The sequence below is a fragment of the Amycolatopsis sp. NPDC089917 genome, assembly GCF_040684635.1.
Classification (GTDB): Bacteria; Actinomycetota; Actinomycetes; order Mycobacteriales; family Pseudonocardiaceae; genus Amycolatopsis.
In genome coordinates, this window is sequence record NZ_JBFBGL010000012.1 from 88,408 (window position 1) to 110,984 (window position 22,577).

Sequence of the window (22,577 nt, forward strand, 5' to 3'; positions counted from 1 at the left end):
AAGCACCACGTCGCATTTGCCGACGTCAGTACAAGCCGGCCGAGTAGGCGGCTGGGTCGTAGTACGCCTCGAGGTCGGCCATGCTCTCCTCCGGCCGCTCGAAGGTCTTCGCGATCGCCGCGCGGGACGGCATCGCCTCGGGCGCCCAGCTCTCGGGCGACCACAGCTTCGACCGCATGAACGCCTTCTGGCAGTGGTGGAAGACCTCGTCGATGTCGACCACCAGCGCGAGCTTCGGCCTGCTGCCCTTCACGATCATGTCGTCGAAGAACGGCGCCTCCCGCACGAGCCGCGCGCGGCCGTTGACGCGCAGCGTGTCCCCGCGGCCCGGGATCAGGTAGATCAGCCCGACGTGCGGGTTCGACAGGACGTTGTGGAAGCCGTCGGCGCGCCGGTTGCCGGGACGCTCCGGGATCGCGATCCGCGTGTCGTCCAGCACCAGCGTGAACCCGGCCGGGTCGCCCTTCGGCGAGACGTCGCAGGTGCCGTCCGCCGCCGACGTCGCGATCAGCACGAACGGTGACTCCGCCAGCCACTGACGGTCCAGCTCCTGCAGCTTCGGGCGCGCCTTGTTCGCGGTGCGCTCCAGCGGTGGCGGCAGGATCTCGCGCAGCTCGGCGGCCGTGGTGACCTCGACGAACTCGTCAGACAATGTTGTGCTCCCTCGTCACGGCCCGGTCGCCGGCGAACCGGCGGACGTCGAGCCCGCTGATGTCGATGGCCGGGACCCGCCCCAGGTAGAGGTCCCGCACGAGCTCCCCCACGGCGGGCCCCATCTGGAACCCGTGTCCCGAAAAGCCGGTCGCGTAGAAGAACCGCGACAGGTGGACGCTTTCCCCCACGATCTGGTTGCGATCGGGCGTGACTTCGTACAGTCCGGCCCACCCGCTCCGGATCCCCGCGTCGAGCACCGCGGGCACCCGCCGCGCGGCGATCTCGGCGAGTTTCGGCAGCCAGTCGCCCGGCTGGTACCGGGTGTCGAAACCCGGGTCGCCGTCACCGTCGCAGAAGGACATCGCCAGGCCAGGGCCCTCGCGGTGGAAGTAGAAGGCCGACGGCATCTCGATGGTCAGCGGCACCGATCCGGGCAGGTCCGCGACCGGGCCGGTGAACACGACCTGCCGCCGGAACGGCCGCACCGGGAGATCGACGCCGGCGAGCTCGCCCACCCGGCCCGACCACGCGCCCGCGGCGCAGACCACCGCGTTCGTCCGCACGAAGCCGTCACTGGTGCGGACGCCGGTGATCTCGTCGCCGTCGCGTTCGATCCCGACGACCTCGACGCCGGTCTTCAGCACCGCGCCGTGCCCGCGGGCGGCCCGCGCGTAGCCCTGGACCGCCGAGTCCGGGGTGGCCTTGGCGTCGTCCGGCGACCACAGCGCCGCGACCACGCCTTCGGTGTCGATCAGCGGGGAGAACCGCCGCGCCTCGGCGGGCTCGACGAGCCTGCTGCGGACGCCGTAGGAGTTCTGCAGTTCGGCGCAACGCTCGAATTCGGGCAGGTCCGCGGGGTCCGTGACCAGGTACAGGTAGCCGTCGCGGCGGAAGTCGATCTCGGTCCCGTACGTCTCGGCGAAGGAGGCGTACTCGGCCAGCCCGCGCAGCCCGATCTCGATGTTGACGTGCGTGGTGAACGACGACCGGATACCGCCGGCCGCCTTCGCCGTCGAGCCCGCGCCCAGGGTGTCGCGTTCGAGCAGCAGCACCGAGACCCCGGCGGCGGCGAGCCGGTACGCGCAGCCGACCCCGATGATGCCGCCGCCGATCACGACGACGTCGGTGCGTTCAGGAAGTGGCTCCATCCGTGTCCCCGATCCGTTCGTCCCCGGGCGGCGGTCCCGGCGGCGTGCCGTCGCCGAACGGGCGCCCGCCCAGCTGCTCCCGGTGATGCGGCGTCGTCCAGCCGGACAGGTCCGGTCCCGAAGGGACGATCCGCGTCGGGTTCACCTGCTCGTGCACCTCGTGGTAGTGCCGCTTGATGTGGTCGAAGTCGACGGTGTCACCGAATCCCGGCGTTTGGAAGAGGTCTCGGGTGTAGGCCCACAGCACCGGCAGTTCGGTCAGTTTGTTCCGGTTGCACTTGAAATGCCCGTGGTACACGGAGTCGAAGCGGACGAGCGTGGTGAACAACCTGATGTCCGCTTCGGTGATCGTGTCGCCGACGAGGTAGCGCTGCCTTTCGAGCCGTTCCGAAAGCACGTCCAGCATGGTGAAGAGACGGGTGTAGGCGTCGTCGTACGCGGCCTGCTTGGTCGCGAACCCGGCCTGGTACACAGCGGCGTTGACGTCGGCGTGGACACCCGCGTTGACGTCGTCGATCTCGCCCCGCAGTCGCTCTGGGTAGAGGTCGGGCGCGCCGGGCCGGTGGAAACTGGTCCATTCGGTGGAAAAATCGAGCGTGATCCGCGGATAGTCGTTGCTCACCAGGCGCTTGCTCGGAATGTCCACAATGGCCGGAACGCTGATCCCGCCCATGTAGTGCGGATCGGCCGCGTGATAGGCCTCGGCCAGGTACTTGATGCCCAGCACCGGGTCCCGGTCATCGGGATCGAGGGTGAAGCGCCAGCTCTTGTCGTCCTGGATCGGGTCGGCCACGGCGACGCTCAGCGCCGGTTCGAGACCGAGCAGCCGCCGGACGATCAGGCCGCGGCTCGCCCAGGGACAGGCCCGGCTGACCACCAACCGGTACCTTCCCGCCTCCACCGGCCAGCCGTCGCGGCCGTCGGCGGTGATGCGCGCGTCGAAATGGTTGGCGGACCGACGGAACTCGCCGGTCTGCGGATCGGTCGGGATCGTCATGTGAGCCACCCTAAAGCGTGAGAGGGTGGTTTCGGTGTGCGTAGACTCTGGCACCCGGCGTGCTCGCACGCCGCCGCGCGGAAGGTGGTCCCGACGATGCCGTTCATGCCCGTGACCGACTCGATGTTCCTTCTCGTGGAAACGCGCGAACATCCGATGCACGTCGGCGGACTCCAGCTGTTCAAGAAACCCGAGGACGCCGGACCGGACTACCTGCGGGACCTCCGGCGGAAGTTGCTCGATTCCGACAACATGCGCGACGTGTTCCGCCGTCGTCCCGCCCGGCCGGTCAACACCGCGGGACACGTGGCCTGGGCGACGGACAGCGATCTCGAACTCGACTACCACTTCCGCCATTCGGCGCTGCCCCAGCCTGGCCGGATCCGCGAGCTGCTGGAACTGACCGGGCGCTGGCACAGCACCCTGCTCGACCGGCATCGTCCGCTGTGGGAGATCCACCTGGTCGAGGGTCTGCAGGACGGCCGGTTCGCGATCTACAGCAAGATCCATCACGCGCTGATGGACGGCGTCTCGGCCCTGCGGCATCTGCAGGGCACGCTGTCGGACGACCCCGCCGACCTCGACTGCCCGCCGCCGTGGGGCCGTCGGCCCAAGCCGGACGGCGGCCGCAACGGCAAGGCGTCACCCTCGGTGCTCAGCACCTTCGGCAAGACCGTCAACCAGCTCGCCGGCATCGCGCCCGCCGCGATGAAGGTGGCACGGGAGGCGTTCCAGGAGCACACGCTCACCCTGCCGGCGCAGGCGCCGAAGACGATGCTGAACGTGCCGATCGGCGGGGCGCGCCGGTTCGCCGCGCAGTCCTGGTCGCTGGACCGGGTGCGCAAGGTGGCGACCGCCGCCGGCGTGTCGCGCAACGACGTCGTCCTCGCGATGTGCTCGGGCGCGCTGCGGGACTACCTGATCGAGCAGAACTCGCTCCCTGACGCGCCGCTGACCGCGATGGTCCCGGTTTCCTTGCGGCGCAAGGACAGCGGGGACGCGGCGGGGAACAACATCGGCGCGCTGCTGTGCAACCTCGCCACCCACCTGACCGATCCGGCCGCCCGGCTCGCGACGATCAACGCGTCCATGCGCAACGGCAAGAAGCTGTTCTCGGAGCTGACCCCGCTGCAGACGCTGCTGCTGTCGGGGATCAACGTCGCCCAGCTCGGCGTGTCACCGATCCCCGGTTTCGTGAACAACACGAAACCGCCGTTCAACCTGGTGATCTCCAATGTGCCGGGGCCGCGCAAGCAGATGTACTGGAACGGCGCGTCGCTCGACGGCATCTACCCGGCGTCCGTGCTGCTCGACGGGCAGGCGCTGAACATCACGCTGACCAGCAACGGGGACAACCTGGACTTCGGCGTCACCGGCTGCCGCCGGAGCGTCCCGCACCTGCAGCGCATCCTGACCCACCTGGACACCGCGCTCGCCGAACTCGAACACGCCGTGTCCGTCGGGCGCTCCTGACGCCTGCGTTTAGTCCACTGGTTGCGGCTATTCACCGCAACCAGTGGACTAAACGCGCGGGGCTAGCTGCCGTCGGAGACGTAGATGGCGCCCGGGGTGATCGTGTACAGCCTGCCGTCCGGGCCGGCGGTCGCGTCACGCGTGCGGCCGAGGTCGGTCCAGAGCTTGCCGCCGTTGCCGTTCAGGTCGAGCTTGAACGTGCCGCCCTTGAGCGAGGCCATGTACAGCGAGCCCTTGTACGCCGCCAGCCCGCTCGGCGTCGCCGTGGACGTCGGCCACGCCTTGACCGGGTTGGTCATCCCCGCCGTGTCGCACGGACCTTCGCAGGTCGGCCAGCCGTAGTTCTTGCCCGGCTCGACCTTGTTCAGCTCGTCGAGCTTGTTCGCGCCGATGTCGGAGACGTACAGCTGCCCGTTCGCCCAGGTCAGCCCTTGGACGTTCCGGTGACCGTAGGAGTAGACGCGGCTGTTGAACGGGTTGCCGGGCGCGGCCGCGCCATCGGTGGTGACCCGCAGGACCTTGCCGCCGAGGGAGTTCTTGTTCTGCGCGTTGGCGCCGTTCTGGCCGTCGCCGGTCCCCGCGTAGAGGTAGCCGTCGGGGCCGAACTTGATCCGCCCGCCGTGGTGGAAATTCGCGCCACGCGGGATGCCGGTGACGATCGGCTTCGGCGTCTGGCCCAGCTTCAGCTTGGCGATCCGGTTGTCGGAGCTGGTCGTGTAGTAGATGAAGACCGTCTGGTCGGTGGCGTATTTCGGCGAGACGGCGATGCCGAGCAGGCCCGCCTCCGGGGTGACGCTCACCCCGGGAATGGTCTGGACCGTGGTCACCTTGCCCGCCTTGTCGATCTTGCTGATCGTCTTGGCGTCCTTCTGTGTGAAGAGGCCGGTGCCGTCGGGCAGGAAATCGATCGACCAGGCCTGGTTGAGGCCGCTCGCGATCTGTTTGATCGCCTGGACGGACGGCGCTTCGGTGGCCGCGGCCGGAACGGCCACGATCGACGCGGCCGTCGCGGCGGCGAACGTGGCGGTGAGAGTACGACGTAAGGACATGGGACGCCTCCTTCAGCTACACCCCTGGAGCTCGGATGGCGGCGGAAGACGGGTGGTCGGGGTGCACCCGTCGAGTTGGATACAAACACACCGCAGGACGAAACGGACACCACTGGACGGGGTAACGAAAGCGCTTACCTACCTTCGTCGTATGCGCCGAGCGTGACGATCGGGCCAGCTCGATCGGCCATAGGTAGGAAACCTTACAAAACGCAACGGGAACTTGGACCTTACGTCTGGCCAGAATCGGCGACCCGCTTCTAGGGTGACGGGGCTCGGACCCGTTCGATCCCATGTGGACGTTAGGAGCAGGAAATGATCGAAACCATCGAGGTATGGACCACGCCGGACTTCGTCGAGTACGAAACTCCCATGGAGGTCACCGCTTACGCGGCCCGTATGGAGGACTGATTTCCCACTCGGTGGTGGGGGACGTCCCCCACCACCGTGCCGCCGTCCCGATCAGTGAGCCGTTGGAGGCAGCACGTGTCTCTTTCCCTTTCCGCCGCGCCGATGTCGCCGCCGGAATTCGTCGCGGCCCTGCGTGGACTTTCTCACCGCTATTGGGGTACTCATCCGTTCCATCGGCGGATGCACGGCGGCGAACTGTCCGAGCACGAACTGAAGATCTGGGCCGCGAACCGCTGGTACTACCAATGTGCGCTGCCGCAGAAGGACGCGGCGATCATCAGCAACTGCCCGGTCCCGGAGATACGCCGGGAATGGCTGGACCGCATCGTCTATCACGACGGGACGGAAGCGGGCGACGGCGGAATCGAGCGCTGGCTCCGTTTGTGCGCCGCTGTCGGTCTCGACCGTGAAGAGGTTCTCGATCAGCGGCACGTCGCTCCCGGTGTCCGGTTCGCCGTCGACGCCTATGTGACTTTCGCCCGCACCAAGCCTTGGCTCGAAGCGATCGCTTCGGGACTGACCGAAATGTTCGCCGGCCATCTGATGCAACGGCGTGTCGCCGACATGCTGGCGAACTACTCGTGGATAGCGCCGGAAGACCTCGCCTATTTCACCAACCGCATCGACAAGGTCTCCGGCGAGGGCAAGGGGACACTCGACATCGTCGTGCGGCACGCCGTCACCCGCGAACAGCAGGAGAAGGCGATCGCCGCGCTGTCGTTCAAGACCGACGTGCTCTGGTCCATGCTCGACGCCATCGAGCGCGCCGCGGCCGAGGAGTAGCGATGACCACCCTCGAAATGGGCTCGGTGCCGCGGCTGCGGCGCGGGGTCCGGCTGAGCTATGACCAGACCAGGGAAACGCACGTCCTCCTGTTCCCCGAAGGCGTGCTCGTCCCGAATCCGACCGCCGCGGCCGTGCTTTCGCTCTGCGACGGCGTCGAAGACGTCGCGGCGATCGCTTCGGCCCTGCGCAAGCGCTACGCCGGTGTCCGCGAGGAAGAGATCCTGGAAGTCCTGTCCCGGCTGGGAGATCGGCGGATCGTCGAATGGACCTGAACACCTCCACCGCGGCGCCGCCGCTGGGCATGCTGGCCGAGCTGACCCACCGCTGTCCGCTGCACTGCCCGTACTGCTCGAACCCTGTCGAAATGGTCGCCCGCGACGGCGAATTGTCCACAAAGGATTGGTTGTCCGTGCTCACCCAGGCACGGGAACTCGGCGTGCTCCAGGTGCACATGTCCGGCGGTGAACCGCTCGCCCGGCCGGACCTGCCCATCCTGGTCGAACACGCCACGCAACTGGGCTGCTACGTCAACCTCGTGACGTCAGGGCTCGGGCTGACCGAGTCCCGATTGGACGATCTCCTGGACCGCGGCATCGCGCACATCCAGCTGTCCGTCCAGGGCGCGACCGCCGAACGCGCGGACCGGCTCGCCGGTGCCCGGGCCCACGACCGGAAGCTGATCGTCGCCGAGCTGATCAAGAAGGCCGGACTGCCGCTTTCGGTGAACGTCGTGCTCCACCGGCAGAACCACGATCAGCTCGCCGGGATCATCGACCTGGCCGAGCGGATGGGCGCGGACCGGCTGGAACTGGCCAACACGCAGTACTACGGCTGGGCCCTGCGGAACCGCGACGCCCTGATGCCGACCCGGCGGCAGCTCGACGAGGCCGAGCCGATCGTGCGCGCGGCCACCGAACGGCTGCGCGGCAGCATGGAGATCATCTACGTGGTCGCCGACTACTACGAACAGTTCCCGAAACCGTGCATGTACGGCTGGGGCGCGCGGCAATTGACCGTGGCCCCCGATGGGAACGTGCTGCCGTGTCCCGCGTCGACGGCGATCGAGACGCTGGAGTTCGACAACGTCCGGGACAAGCCGCTGGCGTGGATCTGGTACGAATCCGATTCCTTCAACGCCTACCGCGGCGAGGACTGGATGCCGGACACCTGCGGCACCTGCGAGCGGCGGTCGATCGACTTCGGCGGCTGCCGGTGCCAAGCGTTCCAGCTCACCGGTGACGCCTCGGCGACGGACCCGGTGTGCTCGCGTTCGCCGCATCGCGGCGTCGTCGATCTCATCCTCGCCACACCACCGAAGACGGACGAGCTCGTGATGCGGGGGCCTCGATGAGGGTGATCCTGCTCGGCACCGCCGCGGGCGGCGGCTTCCCGCAATGGAACTGCGCCTGCGCGCTGTGCGTTTCGGACGCGCCGCCGCGAACGCAGGACTGTGTCGCGGTGAGCGCGGACGGCGAGGGCTGGTACCTGCTGAACGCGTCGCCGGACATCCGCGCGCAGATCCTCGCCACGCCGCCGTTGCGGGCCGGGCCGGGGCCGAGGGAGATCCCGTTGCGCGGGGTGCTGCTCACCGACGCCGAGCTCGATCATTCGCTCGGCCTGCTGTTGTTGCGGGAGGCCGGCGGGCTGCCGGTCTGGGCTCCCGACGCGGTTCTGGGCGCGCTGTCCGAGCAGTTCCCCGCGCGGTCGATCATCGACGGTTACGGCGGCTGGGAGTGGCTGCCGTCGTCGGAGGTCTCCCTCGACGGATTCCGGGTGAGCACGCTTCCGGTGAGCGACAAGCGGCCGAAGTACGCACGTTCGTCCACTGAGGACGGACCTTGGGTGGTGGCGTACCGGATCGAGGACGTTCGGACCGGCGGCGTCTTCGTGTACGCGCCTTGCCTGAAGAGCTGGCCGGACGGGTTCGACGAGTTCACCGACGACGCGGGCCTGGTGCTGCTGGACGGGACCTTTTACGCGCCGGACGAGATGTCCGGCGCCACCGCGGCCGAGGTCGGCGACAGCGCCCAGCTGGCGATGGGACATCTGCCGATCACCGGCAGTCTCGCGAAACTCCGGCCCGGACAGCGTTGGGCGTACACGCATCTGAACAACACGAATCCGGTGGTCGACCCCGCTTCGCCGGAGCACGCCGCCGTCCTGGACGGCGACGCCTCGCTTCCTTTGGACGGAACCGAATTCAAGCTTTAGGCGATGCCTTCGGGGCTCGCGCCCGAAACGGGGACGGCGTCGGCGGTGAGGCGGTCGATCTCGGTGAGTTCGTCCGCGGACAGGTCGACGTCGGCCGCGGCGAGGCTGGCTTCGATGTTGGCCGCCTTGCGCGCGCCCACGATCGCGACGTGCACCCCCGGGCGCGCGAGCGTCCAGGCGATCGCGAGCTGACCGATCGAGATCCCCTTGTCCGCGGCGAATTCCTTGAGCCTGTCGACTATGGCGAGATTGCGCCGGAAGGTCTCACCGATGAAGGCCGACGACTGCGAACGCCAGTCGGCCTTCTCGAACGTCGTCTCCGGTGTGAAGGATCCGGTCAGCAGGCCGCTGCCCAGCGGGCTGTACACGAGCACGCCGATGTCGTTCTCCCGCGCGTACGGCAGCGGGTCGGTTTCGATGCCACGGCGGAACAGGTGATACGGCGGCTGCAGCGTCTCCACCGGACGGGTCTTGTCGAAGTCGGCCAGCCCCGCGGCATCGTAGTTCGAGACGCCGATGTGCCGGATCTTCCCGGCGTCGACGAACTCCTGCAGGACGCCCGCGGTCTCCTCGGCGGGCGCGTCGGGATCGGGCCAGTGGATCTGGTAGAGGTCGATGTGATCGACGTCCAGGAAGCGGAGGCTGTCCTCGATCCCCTGTGTCAGCCACTCGCGCCGGGAGTCACGCGGCCGTTCGGAACGTGGCTTGATGCCGCCTTTCGTCGCTATGACGAGGTTGTCGCGGTCGCGTTTGAGTTCCTCGCGCAGGGCCTTCCCGAGCAGCGCCTCGGATTTCCCGAAACCGTAGGCCTGGGCGGTGTCGAAGAAGGTGACTCCGAGCTCGCGGGCGTGGTGGATCGCGGCGATCGCCGCGTCTTCGTCGAACGAACCCCAGCCGCCGCCGAGCTGCCAGGTGCCGAAGGCGATCCTCGACACCTCGAGACCGCTCCTGCCCAATGTCGTCGTGCGCATACCTTCCAGCAGAGCACAGACATCGGATCATTGCACCGGATCTCCCGGCCAACGAAACCCCCAAATAACTGTTTGACGGTCCGTGTCCCGGCAGTCGATACTCGGCCTCATGTCCCACTCTCCCGGCCTCGACGGGTTGCGCGTCCTCGCCCATCCCGTCCGGCTGCGCATTCTGTCGCTTTTGACCGGTGTCGCGATGAGCGCGGCCGAGGCAGCCCGCGAACTCGGTGAGACACAAGCGAATGTCAGCTATCACCTGCGGCGGCTGCACGAGGCCGGGCTGCTCGACGTCGTCGAGGAGGTCCGGATCCGGGGCGGGCTGGCGAAACGCTATCGGCACGATCCGGAGTCGGGAACGGGATTCGGGCCGGCGAACCCCGAGGAGCAGCGGCTTCTCATCCTGGCGATGGCCGAAGAGCTCAAGCGCCGCAGCGAGTTCCACGTCCGCGGTGAACGCGGGCTGATGGCCGACGCGGAGATGTGGGTCGACCGCGAGACCTGGAAGAAGGCGCTCGCGCACGCTCACGAACTGAGCGAGCTCCTGCACACGGCCGCGAAACCGCCCCGCACCCGGGGCACGATCCCGGTCAGCGCGACGGTCTCGATGTTCGAGATGAGGCGACCGTGACGTCCTTGCGCGAGCCCTTGCGCCACCACAACTTCCGCTGGCTGATCGGCGGCCGTACGTTCGGCGAGTTCGGCAACGCCGTCGCACCGCTCGCGCTCGCGTTCGCGGTGATCGACCTGACCGGTTCGGCCGTCGACATCGGCATCGTCGTCGGCGCGCGGTCGGTGGCGAGCGTGATCCTGCTGCTGTTCGGCGGGGTACTGGCGGACCGGCTGCCGCGATCGGTGATCCTCCAAGGCACCGAAGTCGCCGCCACGCTGACCCAGGCGCTCATCGCGGCGAGCGTCCTTTGTGGATTCGCGTCGATCCCGCTGCTGGTCGGCCTGAGCGTGCTCAACGGCGCGGTGGCCGCGATCTCCGCGCCCGCCTCGGCGTCACTCACGCCGTTGACAGTGCCCGCCGCCCTGCTGGCGCAGGCCAACGCGCTGGCCAGGCTGCTCTCGAACTCCGGCCGGATCGCCGGCGCCGGACTCGGCGGCATCCTGGTCACCGCGGTCGGCCCCGGCTGGGCGCTCGCCGGGAACGCGCTGTTGTTCCTCGGCTCCGCCCTGTCCTACCGGCGTATCCGCCTCAACCGCCGGGAACGGGTCCCCGGCAGCCGTCCGCTGGCGGAACTCGCCGAAGGCTGGCGCGAGTTCCGGTCTCGGACCTGGGTATGGGTCGTGGTCGTGCAGTTCATGGTGGTGAACGCGGTCATCGCCGGCGGGCTCGGAGTGCTCGGCCCGCTGGTCGCCGACGGCAGTTTCGGCCGCACCGGCTGGGGCTTCGCGCTCGCCGCGCAGACGATCGGCTCGCTCGTCGGCGGGATCCTCGTGGCCCGCTGGCAGCCACGGCGCGCGCTGTTCGTCGGGGTCGCGGTGATCTTCTTCGAAGCGCCACCGTTGATCCTCCTCGGTCAGGCGCCGTTGCTGCCGCTGATGCTGGCGGCCATGTTCGTGTCCGGCCTGGTGATCGAGCAGTTCGTGGTGGCGTGGGACGTCTCGCTGCAGGAGAACGTGCCCGAGGACAAACTCGCGCGCGTCTACTCCTACGACATGCTCGGTTCCTTCATCGCCCTGCCGCTCGGCCAGATGGCGGCCGGCCCGGCGGCACAGCACTTCGGGGTCAGCGCGACGCTGCTCGCGTGCGCCGCGCTGGTCGTGATCGCCACCTGTCTCGCGCTGTGCAGCGGCCAGGTGCGCGGTCTGACCCGCAAGACGCACGCCACCCAGCCCTGACCCCGCCCCTCCGGGAGCTCCGGGAGCGATAGCAAAGGTCCCTTGCTCCCTTTCCGCTGGTCACGGCCAGGGACGGACCTCTTCGAGGAGCTTCGCGACCGCGAGCACCAGGTCGTCGGAATGCCGCGGGCCGACGATCTGGAGACCGACCGGGAGCCCGCCGGAGGTGCGGCCCGCCGGGACGCTGATGGCGGGCTGCTGGGTCATGTTGAACGGGTAGGTGAACGGCGTCCAGTCCGGCCAGCCGCTCAGCCCGCTGCCCGGCGGCACCTCGTGCCCGGCTTCGAAGGCGGCGATCGGGAGGGTCGGCGTGATCAGCACGTCGTGACGCGTGTGGAACTCGCCCATCAGGATGCCCAGCGCGGCCCGCTCGGCGTTGGCACTGAGGTAGTCGCTCGCCGAGAAGGTCTTGCCGAACTCCCACACCTTCCGCAGCCCGGGATCGACCTTGGTCTCCGAACCGGCGGGGAAGGTGTCCAGCCACTTGGCCGCGCCCGTCGACCACAGGATGTCGAAGGCGGGCTTGGGGTCGGCGAAACCGGGATCGGTCTCTTCGATGTGCAGGCCCGCGTCGCCCAGCGCCTGCACCGCGGACTTGACGATCGCCGCGATCTCCGGATCGACGTCGACATAGCCGAGGGTCGGCGAGAAGGCGGCGTTCAACCCGCGCACGTCCCGGCGGACGGCTTCACGGAAGGTCGAGACGGGCGGGGCGAGTGCGGCCGGGTCGCGGTAGTCGGGCATCGCGAGAACGTCGAGGAGCAGCGCCGTGTCGTCCACCGAACGCGCCATCGGGCCGGCGTGCGAGAGCGGTCCGAACGGGCTCGCCGGGAACAGCGGGATCCGGCCGTGTGTCGGTTTGAGACCGACGATTCCACAGAAAGAAGCCGGAATCCGGATCGAGCCGCCACCGTCGGTGCCGACGGAGAGTTCGCCCATTCCCGCCGCGACAGCCGCGGCGCTTCCCCCGCTGGACCCGCCCGCCGTCGTCGACAGGTCGTGCGGGTTGCGGGTGATCCCGGTCAGCGTGTTGTCGGTGACGCCCTTCCACGCGAGTTCCGGCGTCGTGGTCTTTCCCAGCAGCACCAAGCCGTTCTCACGCAGTCGCGCGGTGACCGGGCTGTCGACGTCCCACGGCTGGTCCGGGTCGATGCACCGCGAACCGCGCAGCGTCGGCCAGCCCTGTGTCAGGAACATGTCCTTGATCGAGGCCGGGACGCCGTCGAGCCAGCCGATCGGATTGCCGTCCCGCCAGCGGGCCTCCGACGCCTTCGCCTGTTCGAGCGCGCCGTCGGCGTCGACGAGGCAATAAGCGTTGGTCTCGCCGTCGCGTTCTTCGATGACCCGCAACGCGTTCTGGGTGGCCTCGACCGGCGACAGCTCTCCGGTGGCATACGCGGCGACCAGCTCGCTCGCGGTCAACTTGGTGTCGTTCATCCGGCCCCTAACCTTGGCGAAGCGTCTCCGACGGCACGTACCCGAGCTGCTTGTCCACGACGTTGCGCAGTGGCTCCCCCGCGCGCCAGCGACGGAAGTTGTCCGAGAACACCTCTACCAGAGTATTACGCCAGCCGACGAAGTCGCCCGACATATGCGGCGAGATCAGCACGTTCTCCATGGTCCACAAAGGACTTTCGGAGGGCAGCGGCTCGGTGTCGAAGACGTCGAGCGCGGCACCTCCGAGCGGCCCGTCCCGCAGGGCGCCGACCAGATCCGAAGTGACGACCAGTTCACCGCGGCCGACGTTGACGAACCGCGAGCCGGGCTTCATCGCGGCGAAGGCCTCGGCGTCGAACATGCCCTTCGTCTGCTCGGTCAGCGGCGCGACCGCGACGACGTAGTCAGCCTCGGGAAGATGACGCGTCAGGCCCGAAGAGGAATAGACGTCGCCGAAGTCGGGATCGCCTTCACGGGCACGGCGGCCGACACCCGCCACCGCCATCCCGGCCGCCCGCAGCATCCGCGCGATCGACCGGCCGATCGGCCCGGTGCCGACCACGAGGACCCGGCGGCCGGAGATCCGCTCACTCTCGCGGTGCTTCCATCGCCCCTGCCGCTGCAGGTCCCACGAACGCACGAAATCCTTGGCGAACGTCAGGACGACCCCGAGGACGTACTCGGCTATCGCCCCGTCGAACACGCCACGCGAGTTGGTGAGCACGACGTCGCTCTCCTGCAGCCCCGGGAAGAGCACAGGGTCGACCCCCGCGCTGGCGATGTGCAGCCAGCGCAGCCTGTCGGCCGCGTGCCAGGCACCAGGAACGGCGGTCGACAGGAAGTCGTAGACGAAGAACGCGTCGGCTCCGGATAACGCGTCGGCCAAGCCCGCCGCGTCGGTGTAACGAACCATCGCTTCGGCTTCGATAGCGCGCATGTCCGGTGGGCGTGCGTCTCCGCAGAGCACCGCCAGCACAGGGGTCTCCGAGGCGATCACATTGACACCGTAAAAGTGGCTCGTATGATTGTCAACAATCCGAGGAACGACCCCGGAGCACCGGACCTGTGACAGCAGAAGCTTTCCGGAGGCTGAGACTTGGATTTCGACTTACTGGAGTTCGAAGGCCCGTTGGCGCAGCGCGGTATCGGCGTGATCGCTCCCTTCGACCTTGCCCTGGAACGCGAACTGTGGCGTTGGGTGCCCATGGAGGTCTCCCTCCATCTGGCGCGGACGCCGTACGAGCCTGTGCCCGTCAGCATGGAGATGGCCCAGCTCGTCAGCGACAGCAGGCATCTCGCCGCCGCCACGAGAGATGTGCTCCACGTGGAGCCCGAAGTCGTCGCCTATCTCTGCACCTCCGGCAGTTTCGTCAACGGTGTGGACTACGAACGTTCGCTGACCAAGGCGATCTGCGACGCGGGCGCGCCGGACGCCGTCACCACCTCCGGCGCCCTGGCCGAGGTCCTGCACCAGCTCGACCTCCACCGGGTCTCGGTGCTGACCCCCTACGACGGCGACCTGACCGGGAAGCTGCACGACTTCCTGGGCGAACTCGGCGTTCGCACCGTGTCGAGTGATCACCTCGGCCTGGGCGGCGGCATCTGGAAAGTCAGTTACCGGACCATCGCCGAACGCATCCTCGCCGCCGACCACGCCGACGCCGAAGCCATCTTCGTCAGTTGCACCAACCTCCCCACCTACGATCTGATCGAGCCGCTCGAAAGCGCGGTCGGCAAGCCCGTCCTCACCGCGAACCAGCTCACGATGTGGGCCTGCCTGCGGCGGATGAACCTGCCGATCGTCGGGCCCGGCAAGTGGCTCCGGGAGGTCGACTGACCTCTTCGCCTACGATTGTCGACAATCTGTCCTCCGGAGGTCCCGTGCCCATCACGCCGTTCAGCCCACCCGAGCCGCCGTCCGAGACGACCACGATCGGGTTCATCTACCCCGATCACGCGGCCGAAGACGACTACCCGCTCGCGGAGCAGCTCCTCGGCGGCGACATGGCCGGGATCAAGCTGCCTGTCGAGCACATCTACGGGACCGATCTGCACGCCGTGCCCGAACTACTGGACCTCGGCAGCGAAAGCCGTCTCGCCGACGGCGCCGCGCTGCTGGCCAAGCACGAACCGGATGCGGTGGTCTGGGCGTGCACCAGCGGCAGCTTCGTCTACGGCTGGGAAGGCGCCCGCGATCAGGCCGACCGGCTGGCCGCCGTCGCCGGCGTCCCGGCGTCGAGCACCTCCTTCGCCTTCGTCCACGCCGCTCACGCCCTCCGCGTCCGGCGGGTCGCGGTCGCCGCCAGCTACCCGGACGACGTCGCCCGGCTGTTCGTCGAGTTCCTCGGCGCCGGCGGGATCGAAGTGGTCTCGATGGGCAGCGCGGACATCGACACCGCCGCCGAGGTCGGCGGACTCAGCCCGGAGGCCGTCGTCGAACTCGCGGCGAGCGGCGACCACCCGGCCGCCGACGCGCTGCTCGTCCCCGACACCGCCATGCGGACCCTCGGCGAGATCAACACGCTCGAGACCCGGCTCCGCAAGCCGGTGCTGACCGCCAATCAGGTCACCGTCTGGGAGGGCCTGCGGCTCACCGGGAAGGCCCCGCTCGTCCGCACCCTGGGCGCGCTGTTCGGGCAGAGGGGCAACTGACCCATGTCCTTGCCGGAAATCGAGCCGGTCAGCCGGGAGTCGACCGCCGGGATCATCGCGCGCCAGTTGCGGGACGCGATCATGACCGGCGCCCTGCCCCCCGGCACCCAGCTCGGTGAGACGGACCTGGCCTCCCGGTTCCAGGTTTCGCGGGGACCGCTGCGGGAGGCGATGCAGCATCTCGTCTCCGAAGGGCTCCTGCGCAGCGAGCGCCATCGCGGGCTGTTCGTGATCGACCTCGAACCCGGCGACGTCTACGACATCTACTCGGCGCGCTCCGCCATCGAGCGCGCCGCGATGCTGCGGGCTCTGCGCGGCGACCGGGAACGGGTCGCCACCGAACTCGAACAGGCCGTGGTCGCCATGGCCGCCGCCGCGGACGACGACGATCCGACCGCGCTCTCCTGGGCGGACCTCCGTTTCCACGAGGCGCTGATCGCCGCCTCCGGCAGCAAACGGCTCGTGCGGATGGCCCGGACCCTGCTCATCGAGACCCGGATGTGCCTCACCGCGTTGCAGGGGACCTACCAGCAGGTCGAAGAGCGGGTCACCGAGCACACCAGGATCATCGAGGCCCTGCGGGCGGGCGACGAAGAAACCGCGCTGTCGTTGCTGGAGGCCCACATGGAGGACGCCGTCCAGCGGCTGGCCCCGGGGACCAGCCTGCGGGAGGGCGAAGCTCCCGCGGTGCCTTAGGGACTCAGCCACGGCACCGCGCCCCCAGCACCGGTTGCCCGCCCGTTCCGCCGCGGAACTCCCTGTCCCACGGCCAAGTACCGTGCTCGTCCTCGTAGACCAGTTGCAGGGCACGGAATTCTTCGCCGTACATCAGGACGGCGGTGAGCAGATGCGCCGACGGCAGGCTGAGCGGTACGACTTCGAACGCGGGCCATCCCACCGCGGCGGGCAGCACCTCGCCCGGCTCCGGAGGCCCCGACTGGACCACCTGCTGGGCGAAATAGTTCAGCAGCTGACCGGATCTTCGCTCTCTCAAGCCGGTGACGACGAGTTCCGGCAGCCCGGCGTCGGTGAGGCCGACCGTGTACCCGAGGCCGGTTTGGCCGGTACCGCCCTCGACCGTCTGCACCATCCAGCCGTACGCCCGGATCAGCGGACGGACCTCCTCCTTGAGGTAGTCGTCGCGGGTCTTCCCGGGGTTGTCGCAATGCCAGCACATCGGCACTCCTCCAGTCGTCGAATCCGATGATCGACACTGTGCACCGGAGCACCGACAAAAACTCACGGCCCGGGATGACGCGGATGTGATGAACGGTCCTTTCAACGCGCGATTCGCGATGAAAGGACCGTTGTCGCCACAAAGGATGTCGTGAGTTTTCCGGGCCGTTCCCATGATCCGGAAAACTCGCGACATCCCGGGACTTGACAAGCCACCGTGCGGATGGGTCAAGATAGAGCGGCGACCACCGCGGACCCGAGTTCGGCGGTGGTGGACTTCCCGCCGAGGTCAGGGGTCCGCACGGCCCCCTCCTCGAGAACCTTCTCCACCGCCGCGTGAACATCTTGTGCCGCAACGGTTTCACCGAGATGGTCGAGCATCATCGCACCCGCCAGGATCTGCGCCACCGGATTCGCGATGCCCTGTCCGGCGATATCGGGTGCGCTGCCGTGCACGGCCTCGAACATGGAAGGGAACTCGCCGGACGGATTGATATTGCCCGAAGGCGCCATTCCGAGCCCGCCCGTCACGGCCGCCGCCAGATCGCTCAGGATGTCGCCGAAAAGATTGGAAGCGACCACGACGTCGAGCCGGTCCGGCGCCTGGACCATTCGCGCGGCGAGCGCGTCGACATGACACTGTTCGGCGTGCACGTCCGGATATTCCGACGAGATTTCCGCGAAGATCTCGTCCCAGAACGGCATCGAGTGAATGAGCCCGTTGGACTTGGTCGCCGAGCAGACCCTGCCCGTCCGCGTCTTCGCCAGCTCGAAGGCGTAGCGGATGATCCGCTCAACCCCGACCCGCGTGAACACGGATTCCTGTAAGACGACCTCGTTCACCTGACCACGGTTGTGCCTGCCGCCGATCTCCGAGTACTCGCCCTCGGAGTTCTCGCGGACGATCACCATCTCCAGCTCTTCGGCACCGCGGCCAGCCAGCGCCGAAGTCGTGCCCGGCAGCAACCGGACCGGCCGGAGGTTGACGTATTGCGTGAACGCACGCCGCACTGGAATGAGGAGACCCCACAACGAAACGTGGTCCGGTACACCGGGAAAGCCGACGGCGCCGAGGAAGATCCCGTCGAACCGGGAAAGCTGCTCGATACCGTCCTCCGGCATCATCGAGCCGGTCTTGGTGTACCGCTCACAGCTCCAGTCGAACTCCTGCCAGGACAAGGAGAAACCGTGCGACTCCGCCGCGCGGTCGAGGACCTTGCGGGCCTCGACCGTCACATCGACACCGATCCCGTCGCCGGGAATGCCGGCGATCCGATAGGAGGACGCGCCTGCTTGAGAGGTCCCGGTTTGAGAAGTCCCTGCTTGAGAATTCACAGAGCCACCGCGATGTACTTGGTCTCGAGGAACTCGTCGATGCCGACGGTGCCGCCTTCACGGCCGAGCCCGGACTGCTTGATCCCGCCGAACGGTGCCGCCGGGTTCGACACCAGTCCTTGGTTGAGGCCGATCATGCCGGCTTCCAGCCGTTCCGAAACCCGCAACGCCCGCTTGAGATCGGAGGTGTACACATAGGACACGAGACCGAATTCGGTGTCGTTCGCCGCCGCGATGGCTTCGTCCTCGCTGTCGAACGGGGTGATCGGGGCGACCGGCCCGAAGATCTCCTCCGAAGCGAGCCTGGCGTCCTTGGGCACGTCGGTGAGCACCGTGGCCTGATAGAAGTTGCCCGGACCATCCACTGTGGATCCGCCGGTGAGGACGCGCGCTCCTCGCCCGGCGGCGTCCGCGACCAGGCCGCTGACCTTCTCGACGGCGGCTTCGTCGATGAGGGGGCCGACGACGACACCTTCCTCGGTGCCTCGGCCCATCGGCAAGGCCTCCATGCGCTCGGTGAGGCGCCGGGAGAACTCGTCGACGATGCCTCGCTGGACATAGAAGCGGTTCGCGGCCGTGCAGGCCTCACCGATGTTGCGCATCTTCGCGGTCATCGCGCCTTCGATCGCCGCGTCGAGGTCGGCGTCCTCGAAGACGAGGAAGGGAGCGTTGCCACCGAGTTCCATGGAGGTGCGGAGCACCTTGTCCGCGCACTGTTCGAGCAGTTTCCGCCCGACGCCGGTCGAGCCGGTGAAGGACAGCTTCCGGGCACGGCCGTCCCGGATCAACGGTTCCATCACGCCGCCGGAATCCGACGTCGTGAGCACGTTCAGCACACCTTCCGGCAATCCCGCTTCGGCGAGGATCGCCGCGAGGGCCAACATCGAAAGGGGGGTCTGGGCAGCGGGCTTGATGATCATCGTGCAACCGGCCGCGACCGCGGGTCCGATCTTGCGGGTGCCCATCGCCATGGGGAAGTTCCACGGCGTGATCAGCAGGCACGGCCCGACGGGCTGCTTCGTGACCAGGAACCGGCCCGTCCCGTTGGGCGCGACGGCGTAGCCACCGTCGATCCGGACGGCTTCCTCCGCGAACCAGCGGAAGAACTCGGCCGCGTAGGTGATCTCACCCTTCGACTCCGCGAGCGGCTTTCCCATTTCGAGGGTCATCAGCAGCGCGAGTTCGTCGGCGCGCTTGATGAGCAGTTCGTAGGCGCGGCGCAGGATCTCGCCGCGTTCGCGCGGGGCGACGTTCGCCCAGTCGGCCTGTGCGGCGACGGCGGCGTCGAGTGCGCCGACACCGTCCGCCGGTGACGCGTCGGCCACCTCGCACAGGGCTTCGCCTGTCGAGGGGTCGAGAACGGGGAAGGTCTTCCCACCCGCGGCGGGCACCCACTTGCCGCCGATGAACAGTTCCTTGTCGACCGCTGCGACTACGCCGGCCTCACTGATCGAGCTCATCCCAACGCTCCTCCATGTTGTCCCGAACGCCATGCTATGGATATTGTCAACAATCGACAACAGCTCAGCCGACCTAGGAGCGCAGCCCATGGCCCAGCTATCACCGCTGCTCAAGCAGGCAACGCCGGTCGTGGTCGACCACGGTGAAGGGGTGTACCTCTACGACACCGATGGCAAACGTCACCTGGATTTCACCGCCGGTATCGGCGTGACCAGCACCGGCCACTGTCACCCGCACGTGGTGAGCGCCGCGCGGGAACAGGTCGGCAAGCTCATCCACGGGCAGTACACGACGGTCATGCACAAGCCGATGCTGGAGCTGACCGAGAAGCTGGGCGGTGTCCTGCCGGAAGGCCTGAACTCCCTCTTCTACTCGAACTCCGGCAGCGAGGCGGTCGAGGCGGCGCTCCGGCTGTCGCGGCAGGCGACCAAGCGGCCCAACGTCATCGTCTTCCAGGGCGGGTTCCACGGCCGGACCGTCGCGGCGGCGACGATGACGACGTCGGGCACCCGGTTCAGCGCCGGGATCTCGCCGCTCATGTCCGGTGTGCACGTCGCGCCCTTCCCCTACGCCTTCCACTACGGCTGGGACGAGGAGACCGCGACGAAGTTCGCCCTGCGCGAGCTCGACTACCTGTTCGCGACGGTCTGCGCGCCGAACGAGACCGCCGCGTTCTTCATCGAGCCGGTGCTCGGGGAGGGCGGGTACGTCCCGGCGAACCCCGCGTTCCTGGCCGGGTTGCGGGAGCGTGCCGACAAGCACGGCATCCTGCTGGTGATGGACGAGATCCAGACCGGCTTCGGCCGGACGGGCAGGTTCTGGGGGCACGAGCACTTCGGAGTGCGCCCGGACATCGTGCTCATCGCGAAGGGACTCGCGAGCGGGTTCCCGATCTCGGGCATCGCCGCGTCGGAGGAGCTGATGGCGAAGGCACTCCCCGGATCCCAGGGCGGGACCTACGGCGGTAACGCGGTGGCCTGCGCGGCGGCGATCGCCACGCTCGAGGTGATCCAGCAGGAGGGCCTCGTCGAGAACGCCGCCGAACGCGGACGCCAGCTCCTGGAAGGTGTCCGGGTGATCGCGGACAAATCCCCCTCGATCGGCGACGTCCGCGGGCTGGGGCTGCTGGTCGGTTCCGAGTTCACCACGCCGGACGGCGAGCCGGACACCGCGAAGGCCCAGGCGGCGCAGAAAGCCGCGTCCTCCAACGGGTTGCTGCTGCTGACGTGCGGGGCGTACATGAACGTCGTCCGGATGGTGCCGCCGCTGATCGTCGACTCCGCGCAGGTCGACGAGGCGCTGCGGATCTGGGGTGACGTCGTGGCGAGGGTCGAGTGATGGCCCGCTACATCACGATCACGCTCGACAAGCGCGGGGTCTCCTGCCGGGCACGGCTGCTCGACGCCGAAGCACCGCGAACCTGCCGAGCGGTCTGGGACGCGTTGCCGCAAAGCGGTTCGGCCTATCACGCGAAGTACGCGCGGAACGAGGTCTACACCCTCGTGCCGCCCTTCGCCGAGCCGAAGCCGGGCCGTGAGAACCCCACTGTGACGCCGATCCCGGGTGACGTCGTGTACTTCGGGTTCGAGGCCTGGGAGATCGGCAATCCGGCATACGGCTACGACGAGAGCAGTGAGGCGCACAGCGATCAGGGCGCGACGGATCTCGCGATCTTCTACGGCCGCAACAACCTGCTGATCAACGGCGACGCGGGCTGGGTGCCCGGCAACGTGTTCGCGACGATCGAGGAGGGACTGGCCGAGATGGCGGAAGCCGCGCAGGACCTCTGGCTGCGAGGTGTCGAGGGCGAGACGCTTTCGTTCGCACGCGCGTGAAAAGCCCGTGGGCGACGAGGGTTCCCCACCCTCGCCGCCCACGGGCCGGCACCCCTCCCTGGCTTACTGCTTTTCGCCCGCCAGCCGGTATTCGACGCCACCGACCTCTTCGCCGCGCTGGTCGACCTGGGTCACGTGGACGGTGTACTGCCCACCGGCCGCTTCGGCTCCGGCCGTGAAGCTCAGCTTGGCGTCGATCTGTTCGCCCGCCTTGAACGCCAGACCGCTGATCCGAGCCCGCTGCGGATTCACGATGGCCAGTTCGGTCTCGCCGACCCGTTCGATCCCCTCACCCTTCGCGCCACCTGCCCGCCAGCGTGCGGCGAGGTCGGGGCCGAGGTCGATGGTGATCCGCCCCGGGCCGGTGAACGGCTTGCCCGGCTGGGTGAAGACGATGTCGCCGACCGTCGTGGGTTCAGGACCGTGCCAGCCGAACACGATCGGCCGGATCACCGGGACCTTGATCTTGAACGGGACCGCGTTCACGTTGTGCCAGGCGATGTTGTTGTTGTTCCGCGTGTTGAGGGACGTACTGACACCCTCCGTCGGCAGGTCGGTGGGCGAGAGCCACCGGGCCAGCAGGCAGAAGTGCGAGCCGATCGGGACCTTCCACGGGATCACGACCGTCTTGGTGCCGTAGGGCACGTCCACGTCGAGCTTCGAGCCGATGTAGTTCCACTGGTTCGGCCACTGGGCCACGGTGCCCTGTTTGGTGTACCAGACCTGCAGGTTCCCCTTCTCGTATCCGTCCCCGTACGGGCCGGGGCGATTGAGCGTGACATGGATGTAGGCGGTGGTCCCCTGGACGATCGGGTCGTCGGTGGCGCACAGCACCGTCGCCGAGAAACACACCCGGATGTCGGGGCTGGAGTAGAGCGAACCGGACGAGGCCTCGTAACCGTAATCGGATCCGTTGTCACGGATGAAGACGTCGCTACGAGCCTCCGGTGCGGCCTGCACCGCCGGTGCGACACCCGCGAACAGCGTCGCGACGGCCAAGACGGCCGAGGCGAGCAGTGTCCGGCGGCGCCGCGGATTCCTGCTGATCATGTTCCCCTCCTTGGGGCGAAACATTCGACTCCACGACCGTCGTTCAGCCGGGTTGTGGCGGGGTTGTGGAGATCGTGTGCCCTAAT

24 protein-coding genes are annotated in these 22,577 nt (G+C 68.2%); 13 read left to right on the forward strand and 11 right to left on the reverse strand.

Annotated features, from left to right (window positions below):
* Window positions 1-25: 25 nt before the first annotated feature.
* The 3 genes from AB0N89_RS11785 to AB0N89_RS11795 are packed head-to-tail and all read right to left on the reverse strand — an operon-like array spanning window position 26 to window position 2,799.
* A complete protein-coding gene (locus AB0N89_RS11785) occupies window positions 26-652 on the reverse strand; it encodes a pyridoxamine 5'-phosphate oxidase family protein (RefSeq protein ID WP_364203445.1) in 627 nt (208 codons plus the stop codon).
* The gene (locus AB0N89_RS11790) at window positions 645-1,802 is read right to left on the reverse strand and encodes an FAD-binding oxidoreductase (protein WP_364203447.1); all 1,158 of its coding nucleotides are present in this window, start codon (window positions 1,800-1,802) and stop codon (window positions 645-647) included. Before AB0N89_RS11790 ends, AB0N89_RS11785 begins: the two co-directional genes overlap by 8 nt.
* Window positions 1,786-2,799 carry a glutathione S-transferase C-terminal domain-containing protein gene (locus tag AB0N89_RS11795; RefSeq protein WP_364203449.1) on the reverse strand — a complete coding sequence of 338 codons (1,014 nt, stop codon included), beginning with the start codon at window positions 2,797-2,799 and terminating at the stop codon, window positions 1,786-1,788. Before AB0N89_RS11795 ends, AB0N89_RS11790 begins: the two co-directional genes overlap by 17 nt.
* 96 nt (window positions 2,800-2,895) lie before the next feature.
* On the opposite strand from AB0N89_RS11795, the gene AB0N89_RS11800 reads away from it, so the two are divergent.
* Window positions 2,896-4,272 carry a wax ester/triacylglycerol synthase family O-acyltransferase gene (locus AB0N89_RS11800; RefSeq protein ID WP_364203600.1) on the forward strand — a complete coding sequence of 459 codons (1,377 nt, stop codon included), beginning with the start codon at window positions 2,896-2,898 and terminating at the stop codon, window positions 4,270-4,272.
* A 62-nt stretch (window positions 4,273-4,334) separates the two neighbouring features.
* Here the strand turns inward: AB0N89_RS11800 and AB0N89_RS11805 are convergent, their stop codons facing one another.
* Complete coding sequence (locus AB0N89_RS11805) at window positions 4,335-5,321, reverse strand: PQQ-dependent sugar dehydrogenase (RefSeq protein ID WP_364203452.1); 987 nt, start codon at window positions 5,319-5,321, stop codon at window positions 4,335-4,337.
* A 315-nt stretch (window positions 5,322-5,636) separates the two neighbouring features.
* Here AB0N89_RS11805 and pqqA point away from each other — a divergent pair, with 315 nt between their 5' ends.
* The 5 genes from pqqA to pqqB all read left to right on the forward strand — a co-directional run bounded on the left by pqqA (window position 5,637) and on the right by pqqB (window position 8,729).
* Entirely contained in the window at window positions 5,637-5,732 is a 96-nt protein-coding gene (gene pqqA / locus AB0N89_RS11810) for a pyrroloquinoline quinone precursor peptide PqqA (protein ID WP_007033797.1), read from the forward strand.
* 102 nt (window positions 5,733-5,834) lie between these two features.
* Entirely contained in the window at window positions 5,835-6,515 is a 681-nt protein-coding gene (gene pqqC / locus AB0N89_RS11815) for a pyrroloquinoline-quinone synthase PqqC (protein WP_364203603.1), read from the forward strand.
* Window positions 6,516-6,517: 2 nt separating this feature from the next.
* The gene (gene pqqD / locus AB0N89_RS11820; protein ID WP_364203455.1) at window positions 6,518-6,790 is read left to right on the forward strand and encodes a pyrroloquinoline quinone biosynthesis peptide chaperone PqqD; all 273 of its coding nucleotides are present in this window, start codon (window positions 6,518-6,520) and stop codon (window positions 6,788-6,790) included.
* Complete coding sequence (gene pqqE, locus AB0N89_RS11825) at window positions 6,781-7,869, forward strand: pyrroloquinoline quinone biosynthesis protein PqqE (protein WP_364203458.1); 1,089 nt, start codon at window positions 6,781-6,783, stop codon at window positions 7,867-7,869. Before pqqD ends, pqqE begins: the two co-directional genes overlap by 10 nt.
* The gene (gene pqqB, locus AB0N89_RS11830) at window positions 7,866-8,729 is read left to right on the forward strand and encodes a pyrroloquinoline quinone biosynthesis protein PqqB (RefSeq protein ID WP_364203461.1); all 864 of its coding nucleotides are present in this window, start codon (window positions 7,866-7,868) and stop codon (window positions 8,727-8,729) included. Before pqqE ends, pqqB begins: the two co-directional genes overlap by 4 nt.
* On the opposite strand, the gene AB0N89_RS11835 is transcribed toward pqqB, so the two are convergent.
* A complete protein-coding gene (locus tag AB0N89_RS11835; protein WP_364203463.1) occupies window positions 8,726-9,664 on the reverse strand; it encodes an aldo/keto reductase in 939 nt (312 codons plus the stop codon). The genes pqqB and AB0N89_RS11835 overlap by 4 nt on opposite strands.
* A gap of 145 nt (window positions 9,665-9,809) precedes the next feature.
* Between AB0N89_RS11835 and AB0N89_RS11840 the strand changes: the two genes are divergently transcribed.
* Window positions 9,810-10,328: a helix-turn-helix domain-containing protein gene (locus AB0N89_RS11840; protein ID WP_364203466.1), complete on the forward strand. Its 519-nt coding sequence runs from the start codon at window positions 9,810-9,812 to the stop codon at window positions 10,326-10,328.
* Window positions 10,325-11,545, forward strand: coding sequence for an MFS transporter (locus AB0N89_RS11845; protein WP_364203468.1), 1,221 nt, complete (start codon window positions 10,325-10,327; stop codon window positions 11,543-11,545). The genes AB0N89_RS11840 and AB0N89_RS11845 overlap by 4 nt, the downstream gene beginning before the upstream one ends.
* 60 nt (window positions 11,546-11,605) lie before the next feature.
* Here AB0N89_RS11845 and AB0N89_RS11850 read toward each other — a convergent pair whose 3' ends face one another.
* Together AB0N89_RS11850 and AB0N89_RS11855 are read right to left on the reverse strand one after the other, a co-directional pair.
* On the reverse strand, window positions 11,606-12,982 hold the full coding sequence (locus AB0N89_RS11850; RefSeq protein ID WP_364203470.1) for an amidase: 1,377 nt from the start codon (window positions 12,980-12,982) through the stop codon (window positions 11,606-11,608).
* A 7-nt stretch (window positions 12,983-12,989) separates the two neighbouring features.
* Window positions 12,990-13,979 carry a D-2-hydroxyacid dehydrogenase gene (locus AB0N89_RS11855; RefSeq protein WP_364203472.1) on the reverse strand — a complete coding sequence of 330 codons (990 nt, stop codon included), beginning with the start codon at window positions 13,977-13,979 and terminating at the stop codon, window positions 12,990-12,992.
* A 99-nt stretch (window positions 13,980-14,078) separates the two neighbouring features.
* Between AB0N89_RS11855 and AB0N89_RS11860 the strand changes: the two genes are divergently transcribed.
* From AB0N89_RS11860 to AB0N89_RS11870, 3 genes are read left to right on the forward strand one after another with little or no spacing between them, the layout of a single operon-like run.
* Window positions 14,079-14,819, forward strand: coding sequence for an Asp/Glu/hydantoin racemase (locus tag AB0N89_RS11860; RefSeq protein ID WP_364203474.1), 741 nt, complete (start codon window positions 14,079-14,081; stop codon window positions 14,817-14,819).
* 44 nt (window positions 14,820-14,863) lie between these two features.
* Window positions 14,864-15,634: a maleate cis-trans isomerase gene (locus AB0N89_RS11865; RefSeq protein WP_364203476.1), complete on the forward strand. Its 771-nt coding sequence runs from the start codon at window positions 14,864-14,866 to the stop codon at window positions 15,632-15,634.
* A 3-nt stretch (window positions 15,635-15,637) separates the two neighbouring features.
* A complete protein-coding gene (locus tag AB0N89_RS11870; RefSeq protein WP_364203479.1) occupies window positions 15,638-16,330 on the forward strand; it encodes a GntR family transcriptional regulator in 693 nt (230 codons plus the stop codon).
* Between the two features lie 4 nt (window positions 16,331-16,334).
* Here AB0N89_RS11870 and AB0N89_RS11875 read toward each other — a convergent pair whose 3' ends face one another.
* The 3 genes from AB0N89_RS11875 to AB0N89_RS11885 all read right to left on the reverse strand — a co-directional run bounded on the left by AB0N89_RS11875 (window position 16,335) and on the right by AB0N89_RS11885 (window position 19,605).
* Window positions 16,335-16,811, reverse strand: a complete 477-nt coding sequence (locus AB0N89_RS11875; RefSeq protein ID WP_364203482.1) for a DUF4262 domain-containing protein — start codon at window positions 16,809-16,811, stop codon at window positions 16,335-16,337.
* A gap of 227 nt (window positions 16,812-17,038) precedes the next feature.
* Window positions 17,039-18,145, reverse strand: coding sequence for a tartrate dehydrogenase (locus AB0N89_RS11880; RefSeq protein ID WP_364203484.1), 1,107 nt, complete (start codon window positions 18,143-18,145; stop codon window positions 17,039-17,041).
* On the reverse strand, window positions 18,142-19,605 hold the full coding sequence (locus AB0N89_RS11885) for an NAD-dependent succinate-semialdehyde dehydrogenase (RefSeq protein ID WP_364203487.1): 1,464 nt from the start codon (window positions 19,603-19,605) through the stop codon (window positions 18,142-18,144). The genes AB0N89_RS11880 and AB0N89_RS11885 overlap by 4 nt, the downstream gene beginning before the upstream one ends.
* Before the next feature lie 88 nt (window positions 19,606-19,693).
* Here AB0N89_RS11885 and AB0N89_RS11890 point away from each other — a divergent pair, with 88 nt between their 5' ends.
* Both AB0N89_RS11890 and AB0N89_RS11895 read left to right on the forward strand, forming a co-directional pair.
* Window positions 19,694-20,944, forward strand: coding sequence for an aminotransferase class III-fold pyridoxal phosphate-dependent enzyme (locus AB0N89_RS11890; RefSeq protein ID WP_364203490.1), 1,251 nt, complete (start codon window positions 19,694-19,696; stop codon window positions 20,942-20,944).
* The gene (locus AB0N89_RS11895; RefSeq protein ID WP_364203494.1) at window positions 20,944-21,441 is read left to right on the forward strand and encodes a DUF3830 family protein; all 498 of its coding nucleotides are present in this window, start codon (window positions 20,944-20,946) and stop codon (window positions 21,439-21,441) included. Before AB0N89_RS11890 ends, AB0N89_RS11895 begins: the two co-directional genes overlap by 1 nt.
* Window positions 21,442-21,504: 63 nt before the next feature.
* Here the strand turns inward: AB0N89_RS11895 and AB0N89_RS11900 are convergent, their stop codons facing one another.
* On the reverse strand, window positions 21,505-22,491 hold the full coding sequence (locus AB0N89_RS11900) for a hypothetical protein (protein WP_364203497.1): 987 nt from the start codon (window positions 22,489-22,491) through the stop codon (window positions 21,505-21,507).
* Between the last annotated feature and the right edge of the window lie 86 nt (window positions 22,492-22,577).